This is a genomic window from Mycetocola sp. Y719 (genome assembly GCF_056713205.1).
Window position 1 is genome coordinate 164,974 of record NZ_JBWYGY010000003.1, and the last position, 19,457, is coordinate 184,430.

Here is a 19,457-nt window from a genome sequence, read left to right on the forward strand (position 1 = left end):
CTCAGGCTATTGCCCCTGCGCGGCCCGATCGGCCCTGTGACGACGGGACTTACGTGCCCTGTTCGGCCCACCAGGCGCGCAGGCGGCGCTCGGCCTCTTCTTCGCCGAGCGGGCCTTCGTCGAGTCGCAGTTCGAGCAGCCAGTTGTAGGCGAGGCCGACCTCGCGGCTCGGCGGGATCCCAAGGATCCGCTGGATGGCGTTGCCGTCCAGGTCAGGACGGACAGCGTCCATCTCCTCCTGCTCGCGCAGTTCGGCGATCCGGTTCTCGAGGTCGTCGTAGGCGAACCCGAGCCGGTCGGCCTTGCGGCGGTTCCTGGTGGTGACGTCAGCGCGGGTGAGCATGTGGAGGCGTTCGAGCAGGTGACCGGCGTCGCGGACGTATCGCCGAACCGCCGAATCGCTCCACGCACCGTCCGTGTAGCCGAAGAACCGCAGGTGCAGTTCGATCAGCCGGGAGACATCCTTGATCGTGTCGTTGTCGTACCTGAGCGCGGTGAGGCGCTTCTTCGCGAGCTTCGAACCGACCATGTCGTGGTGGTAGAAGCTGACCGCTCCCCCGGGTTCGAGGCGCCGGGTAGCCGGCTTGCCGATGTCGTGCATGAGCGCGGCGAGGCGCAGGGTGAGGTCGGGGGCTTCGCCCGGATGCCGCGACTTCTCGTACCCGATCGCCTGCTCGAGCACCGTGAGCGAGTGCTGGTAGACGTCTTTGTGGTGGTGGTGCTCGTCGATCTCTAGCCGCAGGGCAGGGATCTCGGGCATCACGATCTCGGCGAGGCCGGACTCGACGAGAAGTTCGATTCCCGTGCGCGGGTTGTCGGTGCAGAGGAGCTTCGACAACTCGACCTGCATCCGCTCGACCGAGACGATCCGGATGCTGTCGGCCATGGCGGCCATCGCCTCCTGCGTCTCGACGTCGACGACGAAGCCGAGCTGGCTGGCGAACCGGGCGGCACGCATCATCCGCAGGGGGTCGTCGCCAAAACTCACCTCGGGCGTGCTCGGCGTCCGCAGGGTGTGGGCGATGAGATCCTCGACGCCGCCGCACGGGTCGATGAGGCGCACCTCGGGGATGCGCAGCGCCATCGCGTTGACGGTGAAGTCGCGCCTCTTGAGATCACCTTCGAGGCTGTCGCCGAATGCGACGACCGGTTTGCGGGTGACGCCGTCGTACGCATCCGCCCTGTACGTGGTGATCTCCACGGTCTCGGAGACGGAACCGGCGTCGACTCGGGCGCCGATCGTGCCGAACTCGCGTCCGATGTCCCACTGGACGTCGGAGATCGGGGTGACGACCCGGAGGATCTCGTCAGGCGACGCGTCTGTCGTGAAGTCGAGGTCGCTCACGACACGGCCGAGCATCGCGTCACGGACGGGACCGCCGACCAGCGACAGTTCGAAGCCGGCGTCGGCGAACGCCGATGCCACCTTCGAGACGACCGGGGAGGCGGCGAGTTCCGACAAGCGCACCAACGACTCCGCCATGCTCACCATGGGGTCAATCGTAGCGGGACGCCGCGACGGGTCCTGGGGCCGGGCGGTGATGGATTACCCGGCACGCCGTTTCGACCGGTCGAAGAACGGCGTGCCGGAAAATCCTCCTGTAGGGAACAGGTTGGTTTGCGGTTCATGCGCTGTTCTGTTCAAGCTGCCCCGCAAGAACAGTGCACCGTATGATCCACTCTGTCCAGTGTGCTGGAGGGGACGCGGATGCAACCTAGGGGAACTCCCTAGTTCCCCTCGATCATGGAACGGATACCGCGCCTGGAGGCGATTCCGAGCTTGGCCAGCACATTCCCCATGTGATACTCGACGCCCTTCACCGAGACGAACAGCTTCTGGGCGACCTCCCGGTTCGTCAGCCCCTGTGCGGCGAGGTGGGCGACTTCGCGCTCCCTGCTGCTCAGCACGGCGAGAGGATCGGCGCTGAGCGCCGGGCTGACCGGGCGGCGTGCCTCCTCGAGGAGTTCGACCCACCAGGAACGTTCGATCTGCGAGTTCTCCGGGTCCGCGCCGATCGCCCTGCGGCAGAGGGTCACGACCGTCGCCGTGTCTCCCGCGGCCCTCGCTTCGAGTACGCGCGCGAACAGCGCGAGGCGCCGCAGGGAACCCGAGCGGAGCGACTCCGGTCCTGCCTCCGCTTCGGCAAGCCAGGCCTCCGCCGTCGCGCGGTCACCGCGCGCGGCGGGCACAACGGCGGCGATGGCGAACCCCGTCGAGTGCAGCCACGGGTTCTGGACGTCTTCCGCCAGCGAGGCCGCTGCAGCGGCTGCGGTCGCAGCCGCATCCCATTCACCGTTCCTGAACAGGGCGAGGGCAAGCTCGATCCGGCCGTACGGCGCCAGCTCGGGGCGACCCAGGTCGGTGAGCGCGATTCCGGCCTCGAGGTCGGCGATGGCTTCGGCGAGTCGCAGCTGCTGACGTCGGATGAAGCCGCGGGTGAGAAAGAGGATGCCGTGCTCAGCCAGCAGACCGGTCTCGCTCGCCCTGCTGATGAGTGCGTTGATCCGCTTCACGCCGCCAGCTCCGCGACCGGGCTGCCAGGTGGCCAGCGCACGCCAGCACACCGCGTTGCCCTCGATCTCACCGATGTCGAGCGTCGCGCCTTCGCCGAGCTGAGCGGGGTCGGCCGGCAGCTCACGGATGTCATCCAGTGCGGCGGCGGCGAAGTGCAGACACGCGTCGAAATCGTCCTCGTTGAGAGCGAGCTGCGCGAGGGTCTCGTTCGCAGACGCACGCATCGTGTGGGCCCGAACGGTGGCGGGCGGCCCGGCCGAGACGGCTGGCAGGAGGTGCTTGCGCGCGGCGACGAGGTCGGCACCGGCGAGGGCGGCGTTACCGAGGAGGACTTCGCGTTCAGGGCCGGCGCTGAGGTTCTCGAAATCACTCACCGCCTGGACGAGGAGTCCGATGCGTCGCGCGGAAAGCGCGTAGATCCCGGCGTCGACGGTGCGACGCTCCTTGTCGGCGGGTCGGGAGCTGAGGGATGCCGCCCACCGCGCGTAGCGAAAGGAACGCTCCACCTCGTGACCGGCGGAGGCGAGGGCTGCTGCTGCGTCGAGTTCCTGGGCAAGTACATCATCGGGCCCGGCTGCGGCGTGGACACGGTGGACGAGTCCCCTGTGACCTCCGATCACCTGCGCCGCCGCTGCGTTGAGTTCGCGCTTCGCCTGCAGCGGCAGGTCACCGACGATGACCGCCCGCACGCGCTGGTGCGGCATCCTCACCCGCGTGTCGTCGCCGGCCAGACAGATCAGCCCGGTGGCGAGAGCTTCGTCGATGTTCGCGGTGTCGAGTCGGTGCCCACCGTAGTTCGCGGCCACCGCGGCCACGTCGGTTACGGTCGACGTGTCGTTGAGAACGGCAACGATCTCCAGCACCGCACGCGCCTCCGGGCTGAGCCCGTTGAGCGTTTCCCTGGTGATCGCGCGAAAGCCGGGCGCCGCGGGGGGCGTCCCGGAGAGCAACCGGTCGAGCGAGCCGAGCGGGTCGGAACCAGCGAGCGCCTGGTTGAGGATGGTCTGGACATGGAGGGCATTGCCGTCCGTCGCAGCGACGAGTCTGGTGGCCAGACGGCGTGACGCCGGCAACCCGGTGCGCCGCCGGATCAGCGCTGACACGTGGTCGACCGTGAGCCCGCCGACCTGGAGCCGCACGCCGCGTTCCTCATCGGCGACCAGGTGCCTGACCCGTTCCAGGAACGCGGTCTCATCGGGCCGTGCGGTGATCAGGATGAGCAGGCGGTCCCGGAAGGAGCGCCTGCCGGCGAACCAGAGCGCCTCAGCCGACCGCTGGTCCATCCATTGTGCATCGTCGATGGTGACACACGTCGCTCCCTCGCTCGTATCGATCAGCTGGAGCAGGGCCGCTCCCGCCGCCATCGGCGGAACATCAGCGGCGACACCGCCGGCAAGGAGCGGGTCGAGGTCTTCCGGCGCGTCGACGTCGGCGAGCAGCTGGTTGAGTACCCCGTACGGCAGTTCGGTTTCGTTCTCGTCTGCGACGGCTGAGCGCAACGGCCAGTGCCGGACGGTGTCCACCACTGCCCGAAGCAGCGCGGTCTTTCCGAATCCGGACTCCCCCTCGATCAGCACGAACTGAGCGCGCCCGGTGCGTACCCTGGCCACTGTGCGGGCAACACCGGCGAGCTGCCTGTCCCGTCCGATCAGGCCCGGGGCAACGGCAGCAGAATCCGGGGGCAGTCGGGTTGCTGGCATGTGACCTTCAGGGTAAGCAGGGGCGCAAGCATCCCGCTATCCCTATTACGGGAAGGCCGAGCCGGTGTTACGGGACCCGGTTCACGCCGTCCGGTCATCGACATCCGGCGGATGCACCGGGTACCAGCGGCCGCCGTCACGCATCGTCACGGTCCAGGCCAGAGGCTCGGCGACCCGGCGGACGTCCCCGACGACGTCGCGGCCGATCCGCCAGGCGACCCCCGCATCGTCAGCGGTGAACCGGACGATGATGCGCGCGGCCCCGCGGACGACGGCGAGATCGGATGCCTCGACGACCGCCCGTGTCGCGGTCGCGTCGGCAGCGAACGGCAGCACCGCCTCCGGTTGCACGCCTGGACGCAGGGCGCCGATCGTCAGGGTCACGCGGAAGGAAGGCATCCGGCAATCGTAGGACGGGCCCGACGCGAGCCGCGAACGCATACAGTGGCACGGTGCCGTTCCCTCCAGCAGATTCCGCTCGCGCGGACACACCAGTCGCGCCGACGGTCATGCAGACCCTGCGCAATCCCCGGGCGTTCAGTGTCGAAGTACTCGCTGGCGTCGTCACCACCCTCGCACTCATCCCCGAGGTCATTTCGTTCTCGGTCATCGCCGGCGTGGATCCCAAGGTCAGCCTCGTGGCATCCGTCGTCCTCGCGATTTCGATGTCGATCCTCGGCGGCCGTCCGGCCATGATCACTGCTGCCGCCGGCGCCGTCGCCCTCGTGGTCGCCCCGCTGGTGAAGGAGCAGGGCGTCGAATACCTGCTGCCTGCAGTGATCCTCGCCGGGATCATCCAGATCCTGTTCGGCGTCACCGGCCTTGCCCGGCTGATGCGGTTCATCCCCCGGTCGGTCATGATCGGCTTCGTCAACGCCCTCGGCATCCTCATTTTCACGGCGCAGGTGCCCCACCTGCTCGGTGTGCCCTGGCTCGTCTACCCGTTGTTCGCCCTGACGATCCTCATCGTGCTCGTCCTGCCCCGGCTGACCACAGCGATCCCCGCGCCGCTCGTGGCGATCGTCGTGGTCACGGCGATCACGATGATCGCCCATCTCAACGTTCCGACGGTCGGCGACGAGGGTGAGATCGCGGGCGGACTGCCAGGGATCACCCCGCTGCTGGTCCCGCTCAACCTGGAGACGCTGGAGATCATCTGGCCGACCGCGCTCAGCGTCGCATTCGTCGGGCTCATGGAGACCCTCCTCACGGCGAAGCTCGTCGACGACATCACCGACACCAGGTCGGCGAAGGGCCGCGAATCGTGGGCGCTCGGCATCGCCAACATCCTCGCCGGGTTCTACGGCGGTATCGCCGGCTGCGCCATGATCGGCCAGACCGTTGTGAATGTGAAGCTCGGGCGTGCGCGGACGAGGATCTCCACCTTCGTGGCCGGCGTCTTCCTGCTCATCCTCGTCACCGTCCTCAGCGACCTGATGGAACAGATCCCGATGATCGCCCTGGCCGCCGTCATGATGATCGTCGCTATCACCACTGTCAACTGGCACAGCGTCGCGCCGTCGACCCTGAGACGGATGCCCGTCCCCGAGACGATCGTCATGCTCACCACGGTTCTCGTGGTCGTGGTCAGTCACAACCTCGCCGTCGGCGTCGCAGCTGGCGTGCTCCTCGCCATGGTGCTGTTCGCGCGCCGCGTGGCGCACGTGGTCCGCGTGGACCGCGACGCGTCGGCCGACGGAGCTTCTGTCAGGTACACGGTGACCGGGCCGCTGTTCTTCGGCTCGAGCAACGACCTCGTCGAACAGTTCTCGTACGGGGTCGACCCCTCCCGGGTGACCGTCGACTTCAGCGCATCGCAGATCTGGGACGCGTCGACCGTCGCAGTGCTCGACTCAGTCGAGTCCAAGTACGCCGCGCACGGCGCGACTGTCGAATTCGTGGGACTCGACGAACGTTCGACCACATTCCATCGCCGGCTGACCGGTCGGCTGGAGTAGCCCCCTGCGGTCGGCTGCTTACCCGCTCACCGTGAAAGTGGCTGTCACACCGAACGACAGCCGGAGCGGTGCTCCGAGGGCGGCCCACAGGGCTGTGAGCTGATCGAAACTCAGGGAGTGACCGCGCAACTGCACGTCGACGGTTTGCTCACCCAGCGGCACCAGCAGAACCGGATGCTGTTGCACCACGGCACGCGCTGTCCCGTACGCCCGATGGCTGACGGCGTCGGCGTCCGACGTGTCACCAGCGTTGGCGCTGACCAGGTAGAACAGTTCCGCGATGTTGTGGCTCGATCCGGGTGGCTCCCGTCCGTCCCGGTACCCGGTCAGCTCATCGCGGTAGAGGAACAGGTTCACGGATGCCCCCGACACCCCGTCACGCGCGGCATCCGGTGTGCGGGCGGTCACCTGGAGCTTGGCAGGTGACGCGGCAAGCAGGTCCTGCAGGGCGAGAGTGGTCGAGGCGATCGCCTGACCGTATGAGGAAAGGGCCGGCATAGCGAACTCCGATGTCCGTGGCGGCGTTGTCCGCCTGTGGTCCCGACGCTACTCCGAACGCCGCTCCTCCGGAAGGCGTCGATGACACCCTGCGAGACGCTCCGGCACCCGAGGTCTCAAGCGGACTTCAGCGGAAGCAGGTCACCACCGGTCTGGCAGACCGGGCAGTACTCTGCCGTCGTGCTCGCGAACGAGAACTCGCGGATCATGCCGCCACACACCGGGCACACCTCGCCCGCCTTGCCGTGCACGCGCATGGCGGCGACCTTCGCGGCTTTCAATTCGGAGATCGGGATGCCTCGGCGCGCGTCGACGGCCGCGGTGATGGTTTCGACCGTGCTCTTGAAGAGACGGTCGAGTTCTTCCGGCGTCAGCGTCGCGGCGTGAACGACCGGCGAGATCTTCGCAGCGTGCAGGATCTCGTCGGAGTATGCGTTGCCGATGCCGGCGATCGACTCCTGCTCCTGCAGCACTGCCTTGACCTGTTTGCGGCGACCGACCATCGCCCGGTCGAAGTCCGCCCGGACGAACCCGGGTTCCGCTGGGTCAGGGCCGAGCTTCGCGATCGCAGGCACCTCGGCCGGATCGTCGACGATCCAGCAGCCCAGCGACACCCAGTCCCCTGCGTCGGTGAACTCGACGACGTCGCCGTCGTCGAGGGAAAAGGCGATCAACGCGGGAGGGGCATCCGGATCCGTCGGCGTATCACTGCCTCCGTCGCCGTAGCGCGCCCAGCCATGCCGTCCAAGGGAGACGATGAGGTGCGAGTCGTCGAGGGAAATGTCGAGATGCTTGCCATGGCGTGACACCCCACGCACCCGCTTCCCGACGAGCGACGACGGCGGACGCGTCCGGGTCTTCGTGACTCGGAATTCCAGGACGTCGACGCCGGTGATCCCGTGACCGGTAAGCCGTTCACTGAGATCTTCGGCGAGCGCCTGCACCTCTGGAGACTCGGGCATGACGCCAGCTTTGCACGAGCGACCGGCACCCGGGAAGGGCGGGCGCCGGCGGATTCGCGCTATTCGGAGTCGAAGTCGAGTTTCGATTCGGCGACGGCGACGACCGACCAGGTGCCTCCGTCTGCGTCGGTGAACTCGTATGCCGGAACAACCAGCACGCTTCCGTCCGGCTGCCACTGGCTGGCGAGACCGAGCCGGACGCTGACGATCTCGACCTTGTTCACCGGCCAGGAGAGCGACGTGCCTGTCGAAGGAGTAGCGGGGGGTGTGCCCTGGACAGCTCCGCCCTCTGTGACGGAAATCGGCTGATCGGCAGCGAACGGCATGATCGCCATGGTGCTGCCGAACCGGGGCTCTGAGAGTCGCTCAAAGCCCTCCTGCTCGCTCACCACCGGGTACTCGCCGAGGTCGACGAGGTCGGCGAGAGCCCCCTGCGCGTTGACCACGCCGTCGCCGGCGATCTCCAGCGACCACGCCTGGTCGATGATCTGCCCATCGACGACCCGCCTGGCCTCAGCGCTCCGGACAGCCGAGCCTTCCCACACGTGTGAATTGAACTCGAACAGCTCCGGGTCACGGCCCGCAGCGACGACGAGCGCGCGAAGTGCTCCGACGGCGGCCTCTTCGGTGGGCGGTTCAGCCGTCGGTTCGCAGGGCTCGCCGGTCTTCTCGCACTGCCAGGGGTCGATCCGGGGGTCGTGGAAGTAGAACGACAGCACACCGTCGAGACTGACCGAGAGGCTGGGCTCGCTTCCATCCTGAGCGCCGACCACCCATACTCCGTCGCGCAGTTCGGGCGCGGTTGCGAGGCCGAGCGCCGTCGCGATCGCCGCGACCTTGTCGGCGCTCACTGTTGGACTGGGGTCGAAGGCGTACGCCGTTGCGACGCCCTCGCTCGTGTCAAGGCCGGATGCGCTGAAGTGGTTCCGCCCGTATCCGCGCGGATAGGACGAATCCATGCTCTGCTCCGTCAGCGCGTTTCCGCCCATGGCAGGCTCTCGACTGTCCTCCGTGATACCGCCCGGACTCTGCCCGGTCTGCAGCGAGATCGGCGGAGCTGCTCCGCCGGCGAGGTCGGCACCCCCGGTCGTCGCTCCCAGGCCGTACCCGGCCGCACCGACGATCGCGACGGACGCGGCGACGGCAGCGATCGCGATCCAGCGTGGGCGGCGACGGACCCGCTCCGCGGCCAGGTCCGACACGGGAGCCGGACCCGTCGCGGACGAGGCCCCCGGGCTGAGCGTCCTGGCGACGATCCCGTCGGCGAACCCGTCCCTGGGGACGACGTCTCCAGCCGGGTCGGCGGCGCGCAGTCGCGCGATCGGGTCCGTGTCGTCGTCGTGGTTCATGTCCATCAGCCTCCGGAAAGCGGTTCACCTGTGAATATGTGTGCGGCGACCGAAATCTTGCAGCGGTCTAGAACGACATCCGCTCACCCCAGGCATCCCGAAGCCGCTTACGGGCCCGTGAGAGCGCAGCATCCGCTCCTGATCGGGAAATCCCCAGGACGTCGGCGAGTTCCGCTCCGCTGAGACCTTCCCAGGCATGCAGGAACAGGATCTGCCTGTCCCGCTCGCCCACACTCCCGAGCGCGCCCCTGAGTTCCGCGTCGAAGAGCGCGTTCAGTTCCGGATCGGCGTCGACGCGCACAGCACCGGACTCAGGCACCTCGTCGACCGGAAGGTCGAAGGTCTTGCGGCGGTGGTTGGCAAGCGTGAATCCTGCGGTGCGATAGAGCCACGGCAGAACGGCGTCGCGGGGAACATCGTCGCGGCGACGCCACGCGGTGGCGAAGACCTCGGCGGCGAGATCTTCGGCGTCCTGGCGCGGACCACGACGGGCGAAATACCGCACGAGCGCGGTCGAATGCTCACGGACGATCGCGGTGAACCAGTCCGGGTCAGCGGACGCGGCTGGCGGGTCGGCGCTGTCGGGCATCGCCACTCCCTCGGTCACGTCCGCGGCTGCCGCGGTGCTGGCGATCCTCACATCAGAACTATGTCGCGTCCGCCCCGCGTCTTGCACGGGGCGACACACATTTTTCGCCCGGCGTGATGGAGACCTCGAACCGACGCTACTCCGAACGCGGACCGGCCGAAAGGCATCGCAGCACACAGGCACGGGTGCGTATCGTCGGCAATCAGACCACGAAAGGAACACTCATGGAGCAGGAATACGACACGGACAACGGTAACGAGACGACTCCCCCGCTTGCCGACCAGGGCCCGAGGGACGGCAGCTACGAGGAAGACAAGAACGAGGCGGCCACCTCGTCATCGCTGGAGGACCCGCCAGACGACGGCTCGACACTCAGCTCATCCGACACGTCGGTCGACGGTGCAGACGACGCCGGGGGGACGAAAGCGTCCGGTCAGACCGGGAACTACAGCGAAGCTGGCACGGATGCCGTCGACGAGACGGTGCCCGTCCAGGACTGAGCGATGGCGGACATCCGCCGCAACGCCCTCATCTCCGGCCGGGTACAGGGCGTCGGTTTCCGCTACTGGACACGTGAGGAAGCCCAACGACTCGGCGTTCGGGGTTGGGTGCGGAACCGGGAGGACGGCAGCGTCGAAGCCGAGCTCGAAGGCGATCCGGCCGCTGTGGACGCGTTGCTGGACTCGCTTCGGTACGGCCCGCCCGGCGCCGTCGTCGACGGAATCGACGTCACCGACCGACCGCCGGGCGGTGATCCGGGCTTCCGGATCGCCCCCGGTGATCGCGGCGGGATGACCGGCTGGTTTCGTCGAGGTTAAGTCGTGAAAATCACCGCTGACAGGTCGTTGACGGCGGCGTAACATGCGAGGAAACCCCGATTTCGACGAAGGGAACCACCATGAACATGGCGATGCAGATGATGGAGTCACACCAGAAGGACATGCCCATGCAGGGCATGGACATGATGATGATGCACGAGTGTATCGAGGCCTGCTCGGCGTGCGAGCAGGCGTGCACGATGTGCGCGAGCACCATGATGGGCGACGGCATGTCGATGTGCATGAACATGTGCATGAACACCGCAGACATGACGAACACCATGATGCGGATGATGATGCGCCCAGCCGGCATGCACATGGAGAGCATGATGGCGATGCTTCAGGCCACCATGACGATGTGCATGGCGTGCGCCGACGAGTGCATGAGCCACGCAGACATGAGCCCGGACTGCGCGATGTGCGCTGAAACGTGCCGTCAGTGCGCGATGGCCTGCCAGAAGATGATGGACGCGATGAGCGCGATGCCGAAGGGTTAGACCGCTGCGGGCGGTCAGAGGGCCGCAGCCACCAGCACGCTGAGTCGTTCCCGGCCGAACGCCAGCGTCGAATACAGCGAGTGCAGCGCGACCGGCTGTCCGATCGTGAGACCGGCAGGGATGGCATGGGTCCACGCCCACGCGGTTTCGCCCGTGGTGACGAAGGTCACGGCGAGCCAGCCGTCCGAGATCGACGTGACGATGCCGTCGCGCCATTTGCTCGGGGTAGCCGCAGCGATTCGTTCCTGCAAGGGCCGGAGCACGTGGCCGGGGCCGGCCTTGTCGCAGCTCTCGCCCACCGCGCTCGAGCACTGCATGACCTGCCCGACTCCTGGTTTGAGATTCGACATCCTGACCTCCTGCCCGATGCTCTGCCGGACGGATTCCGGCGCGTTCATCAACGGTAGGTCGGGTTGCGGGTACTGTCACTCGCGTCCGTCACACGGGGCAACATTCAGGACGCACTGCCACCGGTATCCGTGTCGATGAAGACACGTTTGTATGAGCGCCCGTCCGCCAGTTGCACTGTCTCGGCCCTGAGGGTCCCTCGCGTGATCCGCAGGTACACCGCCTGGGCGCTGACACCCAGCTGTTTCGCCGCCTCGGCCACCGACAGGCCAGGGAGGTCGGTGGGCACACTGCTCGGCCGGGCTGATCGCTTGCGCCCTGCTTCGTGGCGCTCGGCGATCTCGGCATCCGTTCCCTGCCAGCGCCATTTCGCCGCCGCGGGTTTCAACCCGGCGGCCGCTGCGACCTCGTCCCACTCCGACCCGGCGGCGACAGCGTCGCGGACGGCCTGCAGCGTTGCAGGGTCCTGCTCGAGCTCGGTGAGGAGGACACGGATGGCGCGCAGTCTGTCGATCCCACCCGGGGCCGGGTCAGCGGCATCTCCGGCCAGGATCCGTTCGATGGCGGCTCGAGTGGAGGCGGTGAGGTACGGCACGGCACCATGCTATCGCCGCCCTTTACGCGTATCCGGATGCAGCGCAAGCCCCTGTGCTCCCCCTGCCGGGTGCGAAAAGATGGGGCACACGCTGAAAAGACGACTGAGGAGCAACCATGAGCCCACGATTCCTGTTCATCGCCGCGATCGCGTTCGGTGCTTATCTGCTCGGTGCCCGGGCAGGCCGCGAACGCTACGACGCCATCAAGGGCAGCGTGACGAAATTCTGGGAAGACCCGACGGTCAAGAAGACCCGCCGCGGAGTCGTCAAGCAGACCAAGAAGGCCGGCCGCGACATATCGAAAGCCCGCAAGTAACACTGCAGACGCCGCGGCGTAAGCTTGCCGTCTGATCACGGCAGAACACAGACAACCGGGAGGAACACATGACCGACTCCAACGAACGTGCTGACGAGAACATCAACGCCGCGGCATCCGACGCCCATGAGGCAGTCGACGCGGCCCCCGATGCCCCCGAGGCGCTGAAGGATGCCGCCCACGACGCCGTCGAGAAGGGCGCTGAGGCCGCCGGCCCCCTGGCCGAGAAGACCGGGGACCTGGGCAAGGCAGCCGCAGCGGCAGGCGCCTCGGTCGCGTCACGCGCCGCAGAGGTGGCCGCGACCCTCGAGGACGCAACCCGCGACGCGTCCGACGTTGCGAGGGATGTCGCAGAGAAGGCGTCCGCCGCTTCGCGCGACGCCGTCGACGCCGCGCGGGATGCGACGAGTGCTGCGGTGACCGACCTCCAGCGCAAGTACGAAGAACGTCCGGGCACCGTCATCGCCATCGCCGCCATCGCCGTGGTGGTCGTCATCGGGCTGCTCATCAAGATCGCCAAACGCTGAGACTGACCGAACGCCCCGGGGACTGCAACCCCGGGGCGTTTTGTCATGTCGCGGGTAGGGTCTGAGGATGGCTCGAAGCATTGCAACCACAACCCCGGCCAGCCGGGACGAAGTCATCGACTTTGTCCGCCCGCGGCACCGGATGATCCTGGCGACCACCCGTTCGAATGGGCGGCCGCAGATGTCACCGGTGACCGGCGGCGTCGATGACCACGGCAGAATCGTGATCTCGACGTATCCGTCGCGGAGCAAGACCCGGAATGCCGTCAGGAACTCGAAAACATCCGTCCTGGTTTTCTCGGATGAGTGGGATGGCCCGTGGGTCCAGCTCGACGGGGACGCCGAGGTGCTCCACATGCCCGAGGCCGCTGACGGCCTCGTCGACTACTTCCGCTGCATCGCCGGGGAACACCCCGACTGGGACGAGTACCGCGACGCGATGGCCGTGCAGGACAAGTCGCTGATCCGGATCACCCCGGTCAGCTGGGGACCGATCGCGACGGGCGGTTTCCCACCGGACGTCGCGGCGCGGCTTGACGGCAAGTGACGCCAGGCGTCAGTCCTTCTCGCCGGGGATGAGGATCCACAGAACGACATAGATGATGACCTGCGGTCCCGGCAGGACGATGCTGAGCACCGTGAGCACACGGACCAGGGTGGGCGACCAGCCGAAACGGTTGGCGACCGCGAGGCAGACGCCGGCAAAAACCCGGCCGCGCCGGGGTCGGATGAGTTTCATGGCACCAGACTGGCACCACCGCCTGGCGGCCACAATCGGGGTTCCACCTGATTCCCGCTCAGGGTCGTGCCGGTTGCCGAGAGACGTCAGACGAGTTCGAGCGTCGTGTCGACCCGGCTGGAACCACCGTCGGTGACAGTGATGCGCAGCTTGGCGGGGATCTGCTCCTTCATGGCGTCGACGTGGCTGATCAGGCCGATCGTCCGGCCGCCGGAGCGCAGGCTGTCGAGCGTCGACATGGCGATCTCGAGAGTCTCGCCGTCGAGGGATCCGAAGCCTTCGTCGATGAAGAGGGTGTCGAGCGTGATGCCACCGGCCTGGTTGGTGACGACCTCTGCCAGCCCGAGGGCGAGGGCGAGCGAGGCGAGGAAGGTTTCCCCTCCGGAGAGTGAATGCGTTGCGCGGGCCCTGCCCGTGTGTTCGTCAAGGATGGCGAGGCCGAGTCCGGAGCGGGTGTTGCGGTACTGCACCGAATCGTCATGCTGCAGCGTGTATCGACCGCTCGTCATCGTGCGGAGACGAGCGTTCGCTGCCTGCACGATCTCCTCGAGTTGGGCGGCGAGCACGTAGGTCTCGAGCCGCATCCGCCGGGTGTTGGGCTCGTTGCCTGCGACGGCAGCGGCGAGGGCACGAACCCGGTCGTATTCGCCGCGCAGCCGCGCGGACGCTTCCTGCTCGCCATGCACGCGAGTCACGATCGCGCGCAGTTGCGTGACCCGGTCGGCGAGCAGCCCGGCGGCCTGCAGGGCTTCGTCGCGGTGGGTGCTGGTGGCGGCCACTCGCGCGGCAACCGGTTCGAGGTCGATGGGTTCGGTGGGGGCTGCGGCGAGGTCGGGCTCTGCGAGGGTCGTCCGCGCCGAGGCGAGCGACTGGTCGTATTCGCGAATCCGGGCGTCGAGCGCTGCGATCTCGGCAGGGTCACGCCGGGCGGTGCCGACGGCGGCCTCGTCGGCGAACCCGTTCTCGGACAGTTGACCGGCGAGGACCTCGCCGGATGCGGAGACGGCGCTCTCGCGGACTTCGGCCTGGGCCAGCGCGGCGGCCAGCGCCTTTGCCGAATCGAGGAGAGCCGAGAGGTGGTGCGCCCGATCGGCCACCGAGTCGAACGTCGTGCGGGCTTCGTCGATGCGGGCCAGGGCGGCGTCGACCCTGCTGCGTGCCGTGGTGAGGTTCTCGGCAGATTCGGTGAGCTCGGCGCGCAGTGAGGTGAGCAGCGGCGAGGCGTTCTCGAGGGCTGCCTTCAGTTCGGCCTGGGTCTCCTCGCACTCGGTGACGACGGATGCAGCTGCCTCGGTCTCGAGGAGAGCCGTTGTCGCCTCGATGAGTTCGGCTTCGAGTTCGTCGATCGCTTTGTTGCCCGCTGTGGCATGGGCCTGGGCGAGTTTCGCGACGAGGTCCTGCGCGTGCGTCGTTGCGGTGTCGAGCTCGGCCCGCCTGGCCGCCACGGTGGCGCGCGCGGCGTCGATGTCGGCTTCGCTGACGGGAATTCCGTCTGGCTCGGCCGGATGCGGATGCGCCGGCGACCCGCAGACGGCACACGGTTCGTTGTCGATGAGTTCGGTCGCGAGCTCTGCCGCGTAGCCGGCCAGGCGCCTGGCGAAGAGGTCGTCCTGGCGCAGGGTCGCCGCGGTCAGTTCGGCGCTGGCATCCTTCTCGGCGAACCGCGCCTCGATGAGCTGGCGGTCGAGGGTGACCGCATGCTTGGCTGCGGCGCGGGCGGAGTCGATTCTGGCGACGCTCTCCTTCGCCCTGCCCACGCCTGCTGCGGTCACCCGCGCGGCGGCGAGTGCCTCAGCGATGTCGTCGATCTCGTGGGGAAGGGTGGCGATGAGCGCTTCGGCGTCGGCGAGGGCGGCGCGGCGTTTCTCGTGGTTCGACTCCTCGCGGACGACGGCCGATCGCAGGCCCGGAAGCGATTTCTCGTCGGCGAGCACCGGGTCGAGACCGCCGAGCCGTCTGGCGATGTCGTCGACGACGGGTTCGAGCGCGGCGCTGTCGAGAGGCTCTGAGTCGATCCCGTCGACGGTCTCGGCGTCGTTGACGAGGGCGAGGAACTCCGTACGGCGTTCGTCTGCCGCGGACACGGCCCTGTCTCGAGCCGCGATGGCGCCGCGGAGACCGGCTACGTGCGGCCAGACGGATGCCGCCCTGCTGGCGTTCGCGAGAACGATGCGGTCTGCGTTGATGGCCGCGGTCTGCGCTTCGAAGGTGTCGAGGAGCAGGCGGGCGCTGTCGCGGCGCAGCTGCAGCCTTCGTTGGTCCTGGAGGGCCCGGTGCTCGGCATCCGCCGCGGTGAATTCGGCGTCGGCCACTGTCGCGGCCTGGGTTGCGGCAGCCTGGGACTCTTCGAGTTCGGCGAGGGTCGCATCGAACCAGGCGAGGTCGGGTTCTGCGGGGACCGGCTGTTGCACCAGCCCTGCGGCAACGTCGGCGGAGCCACGGAGCGTGCCTGCCGCCGAGTCGAGAGTGGCGGCGAGGGCCTTGCGCCGCTCGATCAGCTCCATTTCCACCTGTTCGAAGCGGCGGGTGCCGAACAGGGTGCGGAGCACAGCCTGCCTGTCGTCATTCCTGGCGAGGAGGAACTCCTGGAACCGGTTCTGAGCGAGAAGGATGACCTGCAGGAACTGGTCCTTCGACAGGCCGAGGATCGTGTCGAGCTCGTTGCCCACGTCGACAGGCCGGGCGGCCAGCCCGTGCCAGCCGCCGTCGCGGAGTTCGAACAGTTCCGCTGTCGTCTTCTGGGTGGTCGTTCCGGTGCCGCGAGCCTTGGGCCGGTCGTATTCGGGGGTGCGCCTGACCCGGTAGGCGACGCCGTTGATGCTGAACTCCAGCTCGACGTATGTCGGGTCGCCGAGGGCGCAGTAGTCGCTCCGCAGTTTCGGCTGGGTTCCGTCGTAACGGGGCACGCTGCCGTACAGCGCGAAGCAGATGGCGTCGAGCAGGCTCGATTTTCCGGCTCCGGTCTTGCCGGTGATGAGGAAGATGCCGTCATCGTCGAAGCGCTCGAAGTCGATCCGCTGCTCGTCTTTGTATGGGCCGAAGCCGGCGATTGTCAGTCGCTGGATCTTCAAGCGTCGACCTCTGCGAGTTCTCTCACGGTCGCAGGCGCGTTCTCGACGAACGGCTCGTCGCCGCGCTCGACGGTGACGAAGACGTCGGCCAGGAGGGTCTTCTCGGCGTCGGTCGGGCCGACGCCGTTGCGCACGTGGGCAAGGAAACCGGAGACGATGTCGAGGTCGGACTGCCCGCGCACCCGGCTGGCATAGCTGGTCTCTGGAGCGTCGGCGGTGACGGCAGGCCGGTGCTCGAGGGTGACGCACCAGGGGAACCGTGCCTGGAGGCGACGCATCCCGTCGAGCGGCCGCACGGTGTCGGTGAGTATCGCCGACAGCCACTGGCCTTCTGCCTCGGCCAGGCCGGCATCCGCGAGGATCTCGTCGAGCCGGCCGGTGATCACCCGCAGCGCGCGGGGCACGGGAAGGTCGACCCACTCGACCGAGGAGAGGCCGGACGCATCGAGGTCGACGAGCCAGCTGCCGCGAGGCTTCGCAGCCTCCGCGAAGGAGTAGTGGAGCGGTGCGCCGGAGTACCTGACCCGCTCGCTGAGCGTCGACCGGCCGTGGATGTGGCCGAGGGCCACGTAGTCAGGGCCATCGAAGACGGACAGCGGCACGTAGTCGATCCCGCCAGCGGTGATGTCGCGTTCGACGTCGCTCGCCGCACCGTCGTCACCGGCAGAAGCCGCCGCCACGTTCACCGCGAAGCAGTGGGAGATCGCCACGGAGCGCCCGCCCCGCTCGGCGCTGTCGGCGCGGATGCGGTCCATCACGAACCCGAGGACCTGCTCGTGGGTGCGCAGGCTGACATCCGGGTAGTGATGGCGGATGAGAGAAGGCTCGAGGTACGGGATGCCGTAGAAATGCACCGGCCCATGCTCGTCGGCGAGAGTGATCGGCTGGTCGTGCTGGTCGTGCCTGGTGACCACGTGGACGCCGGCCAGGCCGGAGAAGCGGGACATGAACCCGAGACGGGTCGCTGAGTCGTGATTGCCGCTCGTGAGGATGACGGATGCTCCAGCCTCACGCAGCGCCACGACCGCGGACTCGAGCACGGTGTAGGCCTCGGCGGCCGGAGTGGCAGAGTCGAAGATGTCGCCGGAGACGACGACGACGTCGACCGCGTGTTCCTTCACCTGCACCGCCAGCGCGGCCAGCACCGTGCGCAGGTTCTCGATGGTCGAGTGACCATGGAACGTGCGACCGATGTGCCAGTCGGAGGTGTGCAGGATTCTCATGTCTTCACGGTAGCCCGGCCCCCCGACATTGCCCGCGCGCGACGCCGGGGTGCCGCAGGTCGCTCGACCTGTCGGAAATCAAGCCCCTGCCCGATCCGGGACGAGGCCGGTGCTCTCGTTTAGCCTTGGCCCATGAGCGCAACGGAACTCTGGCTGGTACGACACGGCGAGTCGACGGCGAATGTCCTCGCCACCCAGGCCCAGCAGGCCGTAGAAGAGGTCATCGCCGTCACCCATCGGGATGCGGACGTGCCGCTGTCCGAAGTTGGACTCCGCCAGGCCGAGGCGCTGGGGGCGTGGCTGGCGGCGAATGCCGACGAGTCGTCACCGGCGTCGATCTGGAGTTCGCCGTACCTGCGCGCGCAGCAGACCATCTCGGTCGCAGTCGACACGGCCGGGCTGGCTCACCGGTTCCGCGTCGACGAGCGTCTCCGCGACCGCGAACTCGGCATCCTCGACACACTGACTTCTTACGGTGTCGACCGGCGGCTGCCCGAGGAGGCGGCAAGGCGGCGCTGGCTGGGGAAGTTCTATTACCGCCCACCCGGGGGCGAGGCCTGGACCGATGTGGCGCTCCGTCTCCGCTCATTCCTTCGCGACGTCGATTCGTCCGAGCCGTCCGGCCCCGTGCTCATCGCCGCCCACGACGCCGTCGTGCTGATCCTCCTCTACATCTGCCTGGGCTGGTCCGAGAAGGAGCTGCTGGACTTCGCCGCTGCCAACACCGTGCTCAATGCCTCGGTCACCCGGTTGAGCCGGCGGCCGGGAGACCAGACCTGGACCCTCGAGGTGTTCTCGCACGACGATCACCTCGAGGCGGTCGGCGCCCCGGTGACCCACCACGGAGGAGACACCGATGTCCAGCCCCGCTGAAGCCACGATCGTCACGCCGAACCTGCTGCGCGACTGGCCCCTGCCGGAGACTGGCGACTCGAAGTACGGTCGTGGCCAGGTCGTCGTCGTCGGGGGCGCCAGGCGCTCCCCCGGTGCAACCATGCTCTCCGGTCTCGCGGCGTTACGGGTCGGTGCCGGTCGGCTGACCCTCGCGGTCTCGTCGTCGGTGGCGACAGCGGTCGCCGTGGCGGTTCCTGAGTGCGGAGTCGTCCCGCTCGACGAGACGTCAGACGGACACGTGAGCGGCTCAGCTCTCACGGCCGCCGAGCGTGACCTGTCGGAGGCGGACGCGATCCTCGTCGGGCCAGGACTCGACGATCCGGACGAACTCGAACGGATGCTGTCCGGTCTTGTCTCGCAGGCCGGTGCGGATGCGACCGTGATCCTCGACGCGTTCGCCCTCGGTGTCGCTCCTCGCGTGCCTGCGCTCGTCGACGCGTTCGGCGGCAGGCTCGTGCTCACCCCGAACAAGGAGGAGGCCGCCCGTCTGCTCGAACGTGAACTCGGCGACCTGGCCGACGACGTGGCCGAGATCGCCAGGCGGTACCGCGCAGTGGTCACCTGTTACGACGTGATAGCCCACCCGGACGGCCGGCTCTGGCGAACAGGGACAGGAGGCGGCGGTCTCGCCACATCCGGAAGCGGCGACGTGCTCGCCGGCGCGATCACCGGGCTGTGCGCGAGAGGCGCCTCCCCTGAGCAGGCGGCGGTCTGGGCGACGCACGCTCACGCGGCAGCCGGTGACCGGTTGGCCGTCCCCGTTGGCCCGCTCGGATTCCTTGCCAGCGAACTGCTCGATGAGCTGCCCCGGGTACTCGTCGAAATCGGGACCTGAACCCGCTTCGCTCCCCACAGCG

General features: G+C 68.0%; 21 protein-coding genes. 9 read left to right on the plus strand and 12 right to left on the minus strand.

The features are described from left to right. Positions 1-49: 49 nt before the first annotated feature. The 3 genes from AC1M0F_RS12715 to AC1M0F_RS12725 all read right to left on the minus strand — a co-directional run bounded on the left by AC1M0F_RS12715 (position 50) and on the right by AC1M0F_RS12725 (position 4,614). Complete coding sequence (locus AC1M0F_RS12715; RefSeq protein WP_480238617.1) at positions 50-1,492, minus strand: CCA tRNA nucleotidyltransferase; 1,443 nt, start codon at positions 1,490-1,492, stop codon at positions 50-52. A 236-nt stretch (positions 1,493-1,728) separates the two neighbouring features. After that, on the minus strand, positions 1,729-4,215 hold the full coding sequence (locus AC1M0F_RS12720; RefSeq protein ID WP_480238618.1) for a helix-turn-helix transcriptional regulator: 2,487 nt from the start codon (positions 4,213-4,215) through the stop codon (positions 1,729-1,731). 81 nt (positions 4,216-4,296) lie between these two features. Then, positions 4,297-4,614, minus strand: a complete 318-nt coding sequence (locus AC1M0F_RS12725) for a hypothetical protein (RefSeq protein ID WP_480238619.1) — start codon at positions 4,612-4,614, stop codon at positions 4,297-4,299. A 110-nt stretch (positions 4,615-4,724) separates the two neighbouring features. Between AC1M0F_RS12725 and AC1M0F_RS12730 the strand changes: the two genes are divergently transcribed. Then, positions 4,725-6,173, plus strand: coding sequence for a SulP family inorganic anion transporter (locus tag AC1M0F_RS12730; RefSeq protein ID WP_480238952.1), 1,449 nt, complete (start codon positions 4,725-4,727; stop codon positions 6,171-6,173). 18 nt (positions 6,174-6,191) lie between these two features. Here AC1M0F_RS12730 and AC1M0F_RS12735 read toward each other — a convergent pair whose 3' ends face one another. From AC1M0F_RS12735 to AC1M0F_RS12750, 4 genes are all read right to left on the minus strand, one after another. Continuing rightward, positions 6,192-6,671, minus strand: coding sequence for a Pvc16 family protein (locus AC1M0F_RS12735; protein ID WP_480238620.1), 480 nt, complete (start codon positions 6,669-6,671; stop codon positions 6,192-6,194). Positions 6,672-6,787: 116 nt separating this feature from the next. Further along, a complete protein-coding gene (locus AC1M0F_RS12740) occupies positions 6,788-7,633 on the minus strand; it encodes an Fpg/Nei family DNA glycosylase (RefSeq protein ID WP_480238621.1) in 846 nt (281 codons plus the stop codon). A 59-nt stretch (positions 7,634-7,692) separates the two neighbouring features. Next, positions 7,693-8,982 (minus strand): hypothetical protein, encoded by a 1,290-nt coding sequence (locus tag AC1M0F_RS12745; protein WP_480238622.1) that lies wholly within the window; start codon positions 8,980-8,982, stop codon positions 7,693-7,695. 67 nt (positions 8,983-9,049) lie between these two features. After that, on the minus strand, positions 9,050-9,622 hold the full coding sequence (locus AC1M0F_RS12750) for an RNA polymerase sigma factor (RefSeq protein WP_480238623.1): 573 nt from the start codon (positions 9,620-9,622) through the stop codon (positions 9,050-9,052). A 173-nt stretch (positions 9,623-9,795) separates the two neighbouring features. On the opposite strand from AC1M0F_RS12750, the gene AC1M0F_RS12755 reads away from it, so the two are divergent. The 3 genes from AC1M0F_RS12755 to AC1M0F_RS12765 all read left to right on the plus strand — a co-directional run bounded on the left by AC1M0F_RS12755 (position 9,796) and on the right by AC1M0F_RS12765 (position 10,886). Continuing rightward, positions 9,796-10,071 carry a hypothetical protein gene (locus AC1M0F_RS12755; RefSeq protein ID WP_480238624.1) on the plus strand — a complete coding sequence of 92 codons (276 nt, stop codon included), beginning with the start codon at positions 9,796-9,798 and terminating at the stop codon, positions 10,069-10,071. Between the two features lie 3 nt (positions 10,072-10,074). Next, the gene (locus AC1M0F_RS12760) at positions 10,075-10,389 is read left to right on the plus strand and encodes an acylphosphatase (protein WP_480238625.1); all 315 of its coding nucleotides are present in this window, start codon (positions 10,075-10,077) and stop codon (positions 10,387-10,389) included. 80 nt (positions 10,390-10,469) lie between these two features. Further along, a complete protein-coding gene (locus AC1M0F_RS12765) occupies positions 10,470-10,886 on the plus strand; it encodes a four-helix bundle copper-binding protein (protein WP_480238626.1) in 417 nt (138 codons plus the stop codon). 14 nt (positions 10,887-10,900) lie between these two features. Here AC1M0F_RS12765 and AC1M0F_RS12770 read toward each other — a convergent pair whose 3' ends face one another. Together AC1M0F_RS12770 and AC1M0F_RS12775 are read right to left on the minus strand one after the other, a co-directional pair. Continuing rightward, positions 10,901-11,236 (minus strand): hypothetical protein, encoded by a 336-nt coding sequence (locus tag AC1M0F_RS12770; protein WP_480238627.1) that lies wholly within the window; start codon positions 11,234-11,236, stop codon positions 10,901-10,903. 104 nt (positions 11,237-11,340) lie between these two features. After that, on the minus strand, positions 11,341-11,829 hold the full coding sequence (locus AC1M0F_RS12775) for a hypothetical protein (RefSeq protein WP_480238628.1): 489 nt from the start codon (positions 11,827-11,829) through the stop codon (positions 11,341-11,343). Between the two features lie 116 nt (positions 11,830-11,945). Here AC1M0F_RS12775 and AC1M0F_RS12780 point away from each other — a divergent pair, with 116 nt between their 5' ends. The 3 genes from AC1M0F_RS12780 to AC1M0F_RS12790 all read left to right on the plus strand — a co-directional run bounded on the left by AC1M0F_RS12780 (position 11,946) and on the right by AC1M0F_RS12790 (position 13,220). After that, positions 11,946-12,146 (plus strand): hypothetical protein, encoded by a 201-nt coding sequence (locus AC1M0F_RS12780; RefSeq protein WP_480238629.1) that lies wholly within the window; start codon positions 11,946-11,948, stop codon positions 12,144-12,146. Between the two features lie 68 nt (positions 12,147-12,214). Further along, a complete protein-coding gene (locus AC1M0F_RS12785) occupies positions 12,215-12,673 on the plus strand; it encodes a hypothetical protein (protein WP_480238630.1) in 459 nt (152 codons plus the stop codon). Between the two features lie 67 nt (positions 12,674-12,740). Continuing rightward, positions 12,741-13,220: a PPOX class F420-dependent oxidoreductase gene (locus AC1M0F_RS12790; RefSeq protein WP_480238631.1), complete on the plus strand. Its 480-nt coding sequence runs from the start codon at positions 12,741-12,743 to the stop codon at positions 13,218-13,220. A gap of 9 nt (positions 13,221-13,229) precedes the next feature. Here AC1M0F_RS12790 and AC1M0F_RS12795 read toward each other — a convergent pair whose 3' ends face one another. The 3 genes from AC1M0F_RS12795 to AC1M0F_RS12805 all read right to left on the minus strand — a co-directional run bounded on the left by AC1M0F_RS12795 (position 13,230) and on the right by AC1M0F_RS12805 (position 17,706). Next, complete coding sequence (locus tag AC1M0F_RS12795) at positions 13,230-13,412, minus strand: PspC domain-containing protein (RefSeq protein WP_480238632.1); 183 nt, start codon at positions 13,410-13,412, stop codon at positions 13,230-13,232. Positions 13,413-13,498: 86 nt separating this feature from the next. Then, complete coding sequence (locus AC1M0F_RS12800) at positions 13,499-16,483, minus strand: AAA family ATPase (protein ID WP_480238633.1); 2,985 nt, start codon at positions 16,481-16,483, stop codon at positions 13,499-13,501. Further along, the gene (locus AC1M0F_RS12805; RefSeq protein ID WP_480238634.1) at positions 16,480-17,706 is read right to left on the minus strand and encodes an exonuclease SbcCD subunit D; all 1,227 of its coding nucleotides are present in this window, start codon (positions 17,704-17,706) and stop codon (positions 16,480-16,482) included. The genes AC1M0F_RS12800 and AC1M0F_RS12805 overlap by 4 nt, the downstream gene beginning before the upstream one ends. Positions 17,707-17,838: 132 nt before the next feature. Between AC1M0F_RS12805 and AC1M0F_RS12810 the strand changes: the two genes are divergently transcribed. Together AC1M0F_RS12810 and AC1M0F_RS12815 are read left to right on the plus strand one after the other, a co-directional pair. After that, positions 17,839-18,579 carry a histidine phosphatase family protein gene (locus AC1M0F_RS12810; protein WP_480238635.1) on the plus strand — a complete coding sequence of 247 codons (741 nt, stop codon included), beginning with the start codon at positions 17,839-17,841 and terminating at the stop codon, positions 18,577-18,579. Next, positions 18,563-19,435 (plus strand): NAD(P)H-hydrate dehydratase, encoded by an 873-nt coding sequence (locus AC1M0F_RS12815; protein ID WP_480238636.1) that lies wholly within the window; start codon positions 18,563-18,565, stop codon positions 19,433-19,435. Before AC1M0F_RS12810 ends, AC1M0F_RS12815 begins: the two co-directional genes overlap by 17 nt. The last annotated feature ends 22 nt before the right edge of the window (positions 19,436-19,457 follow it).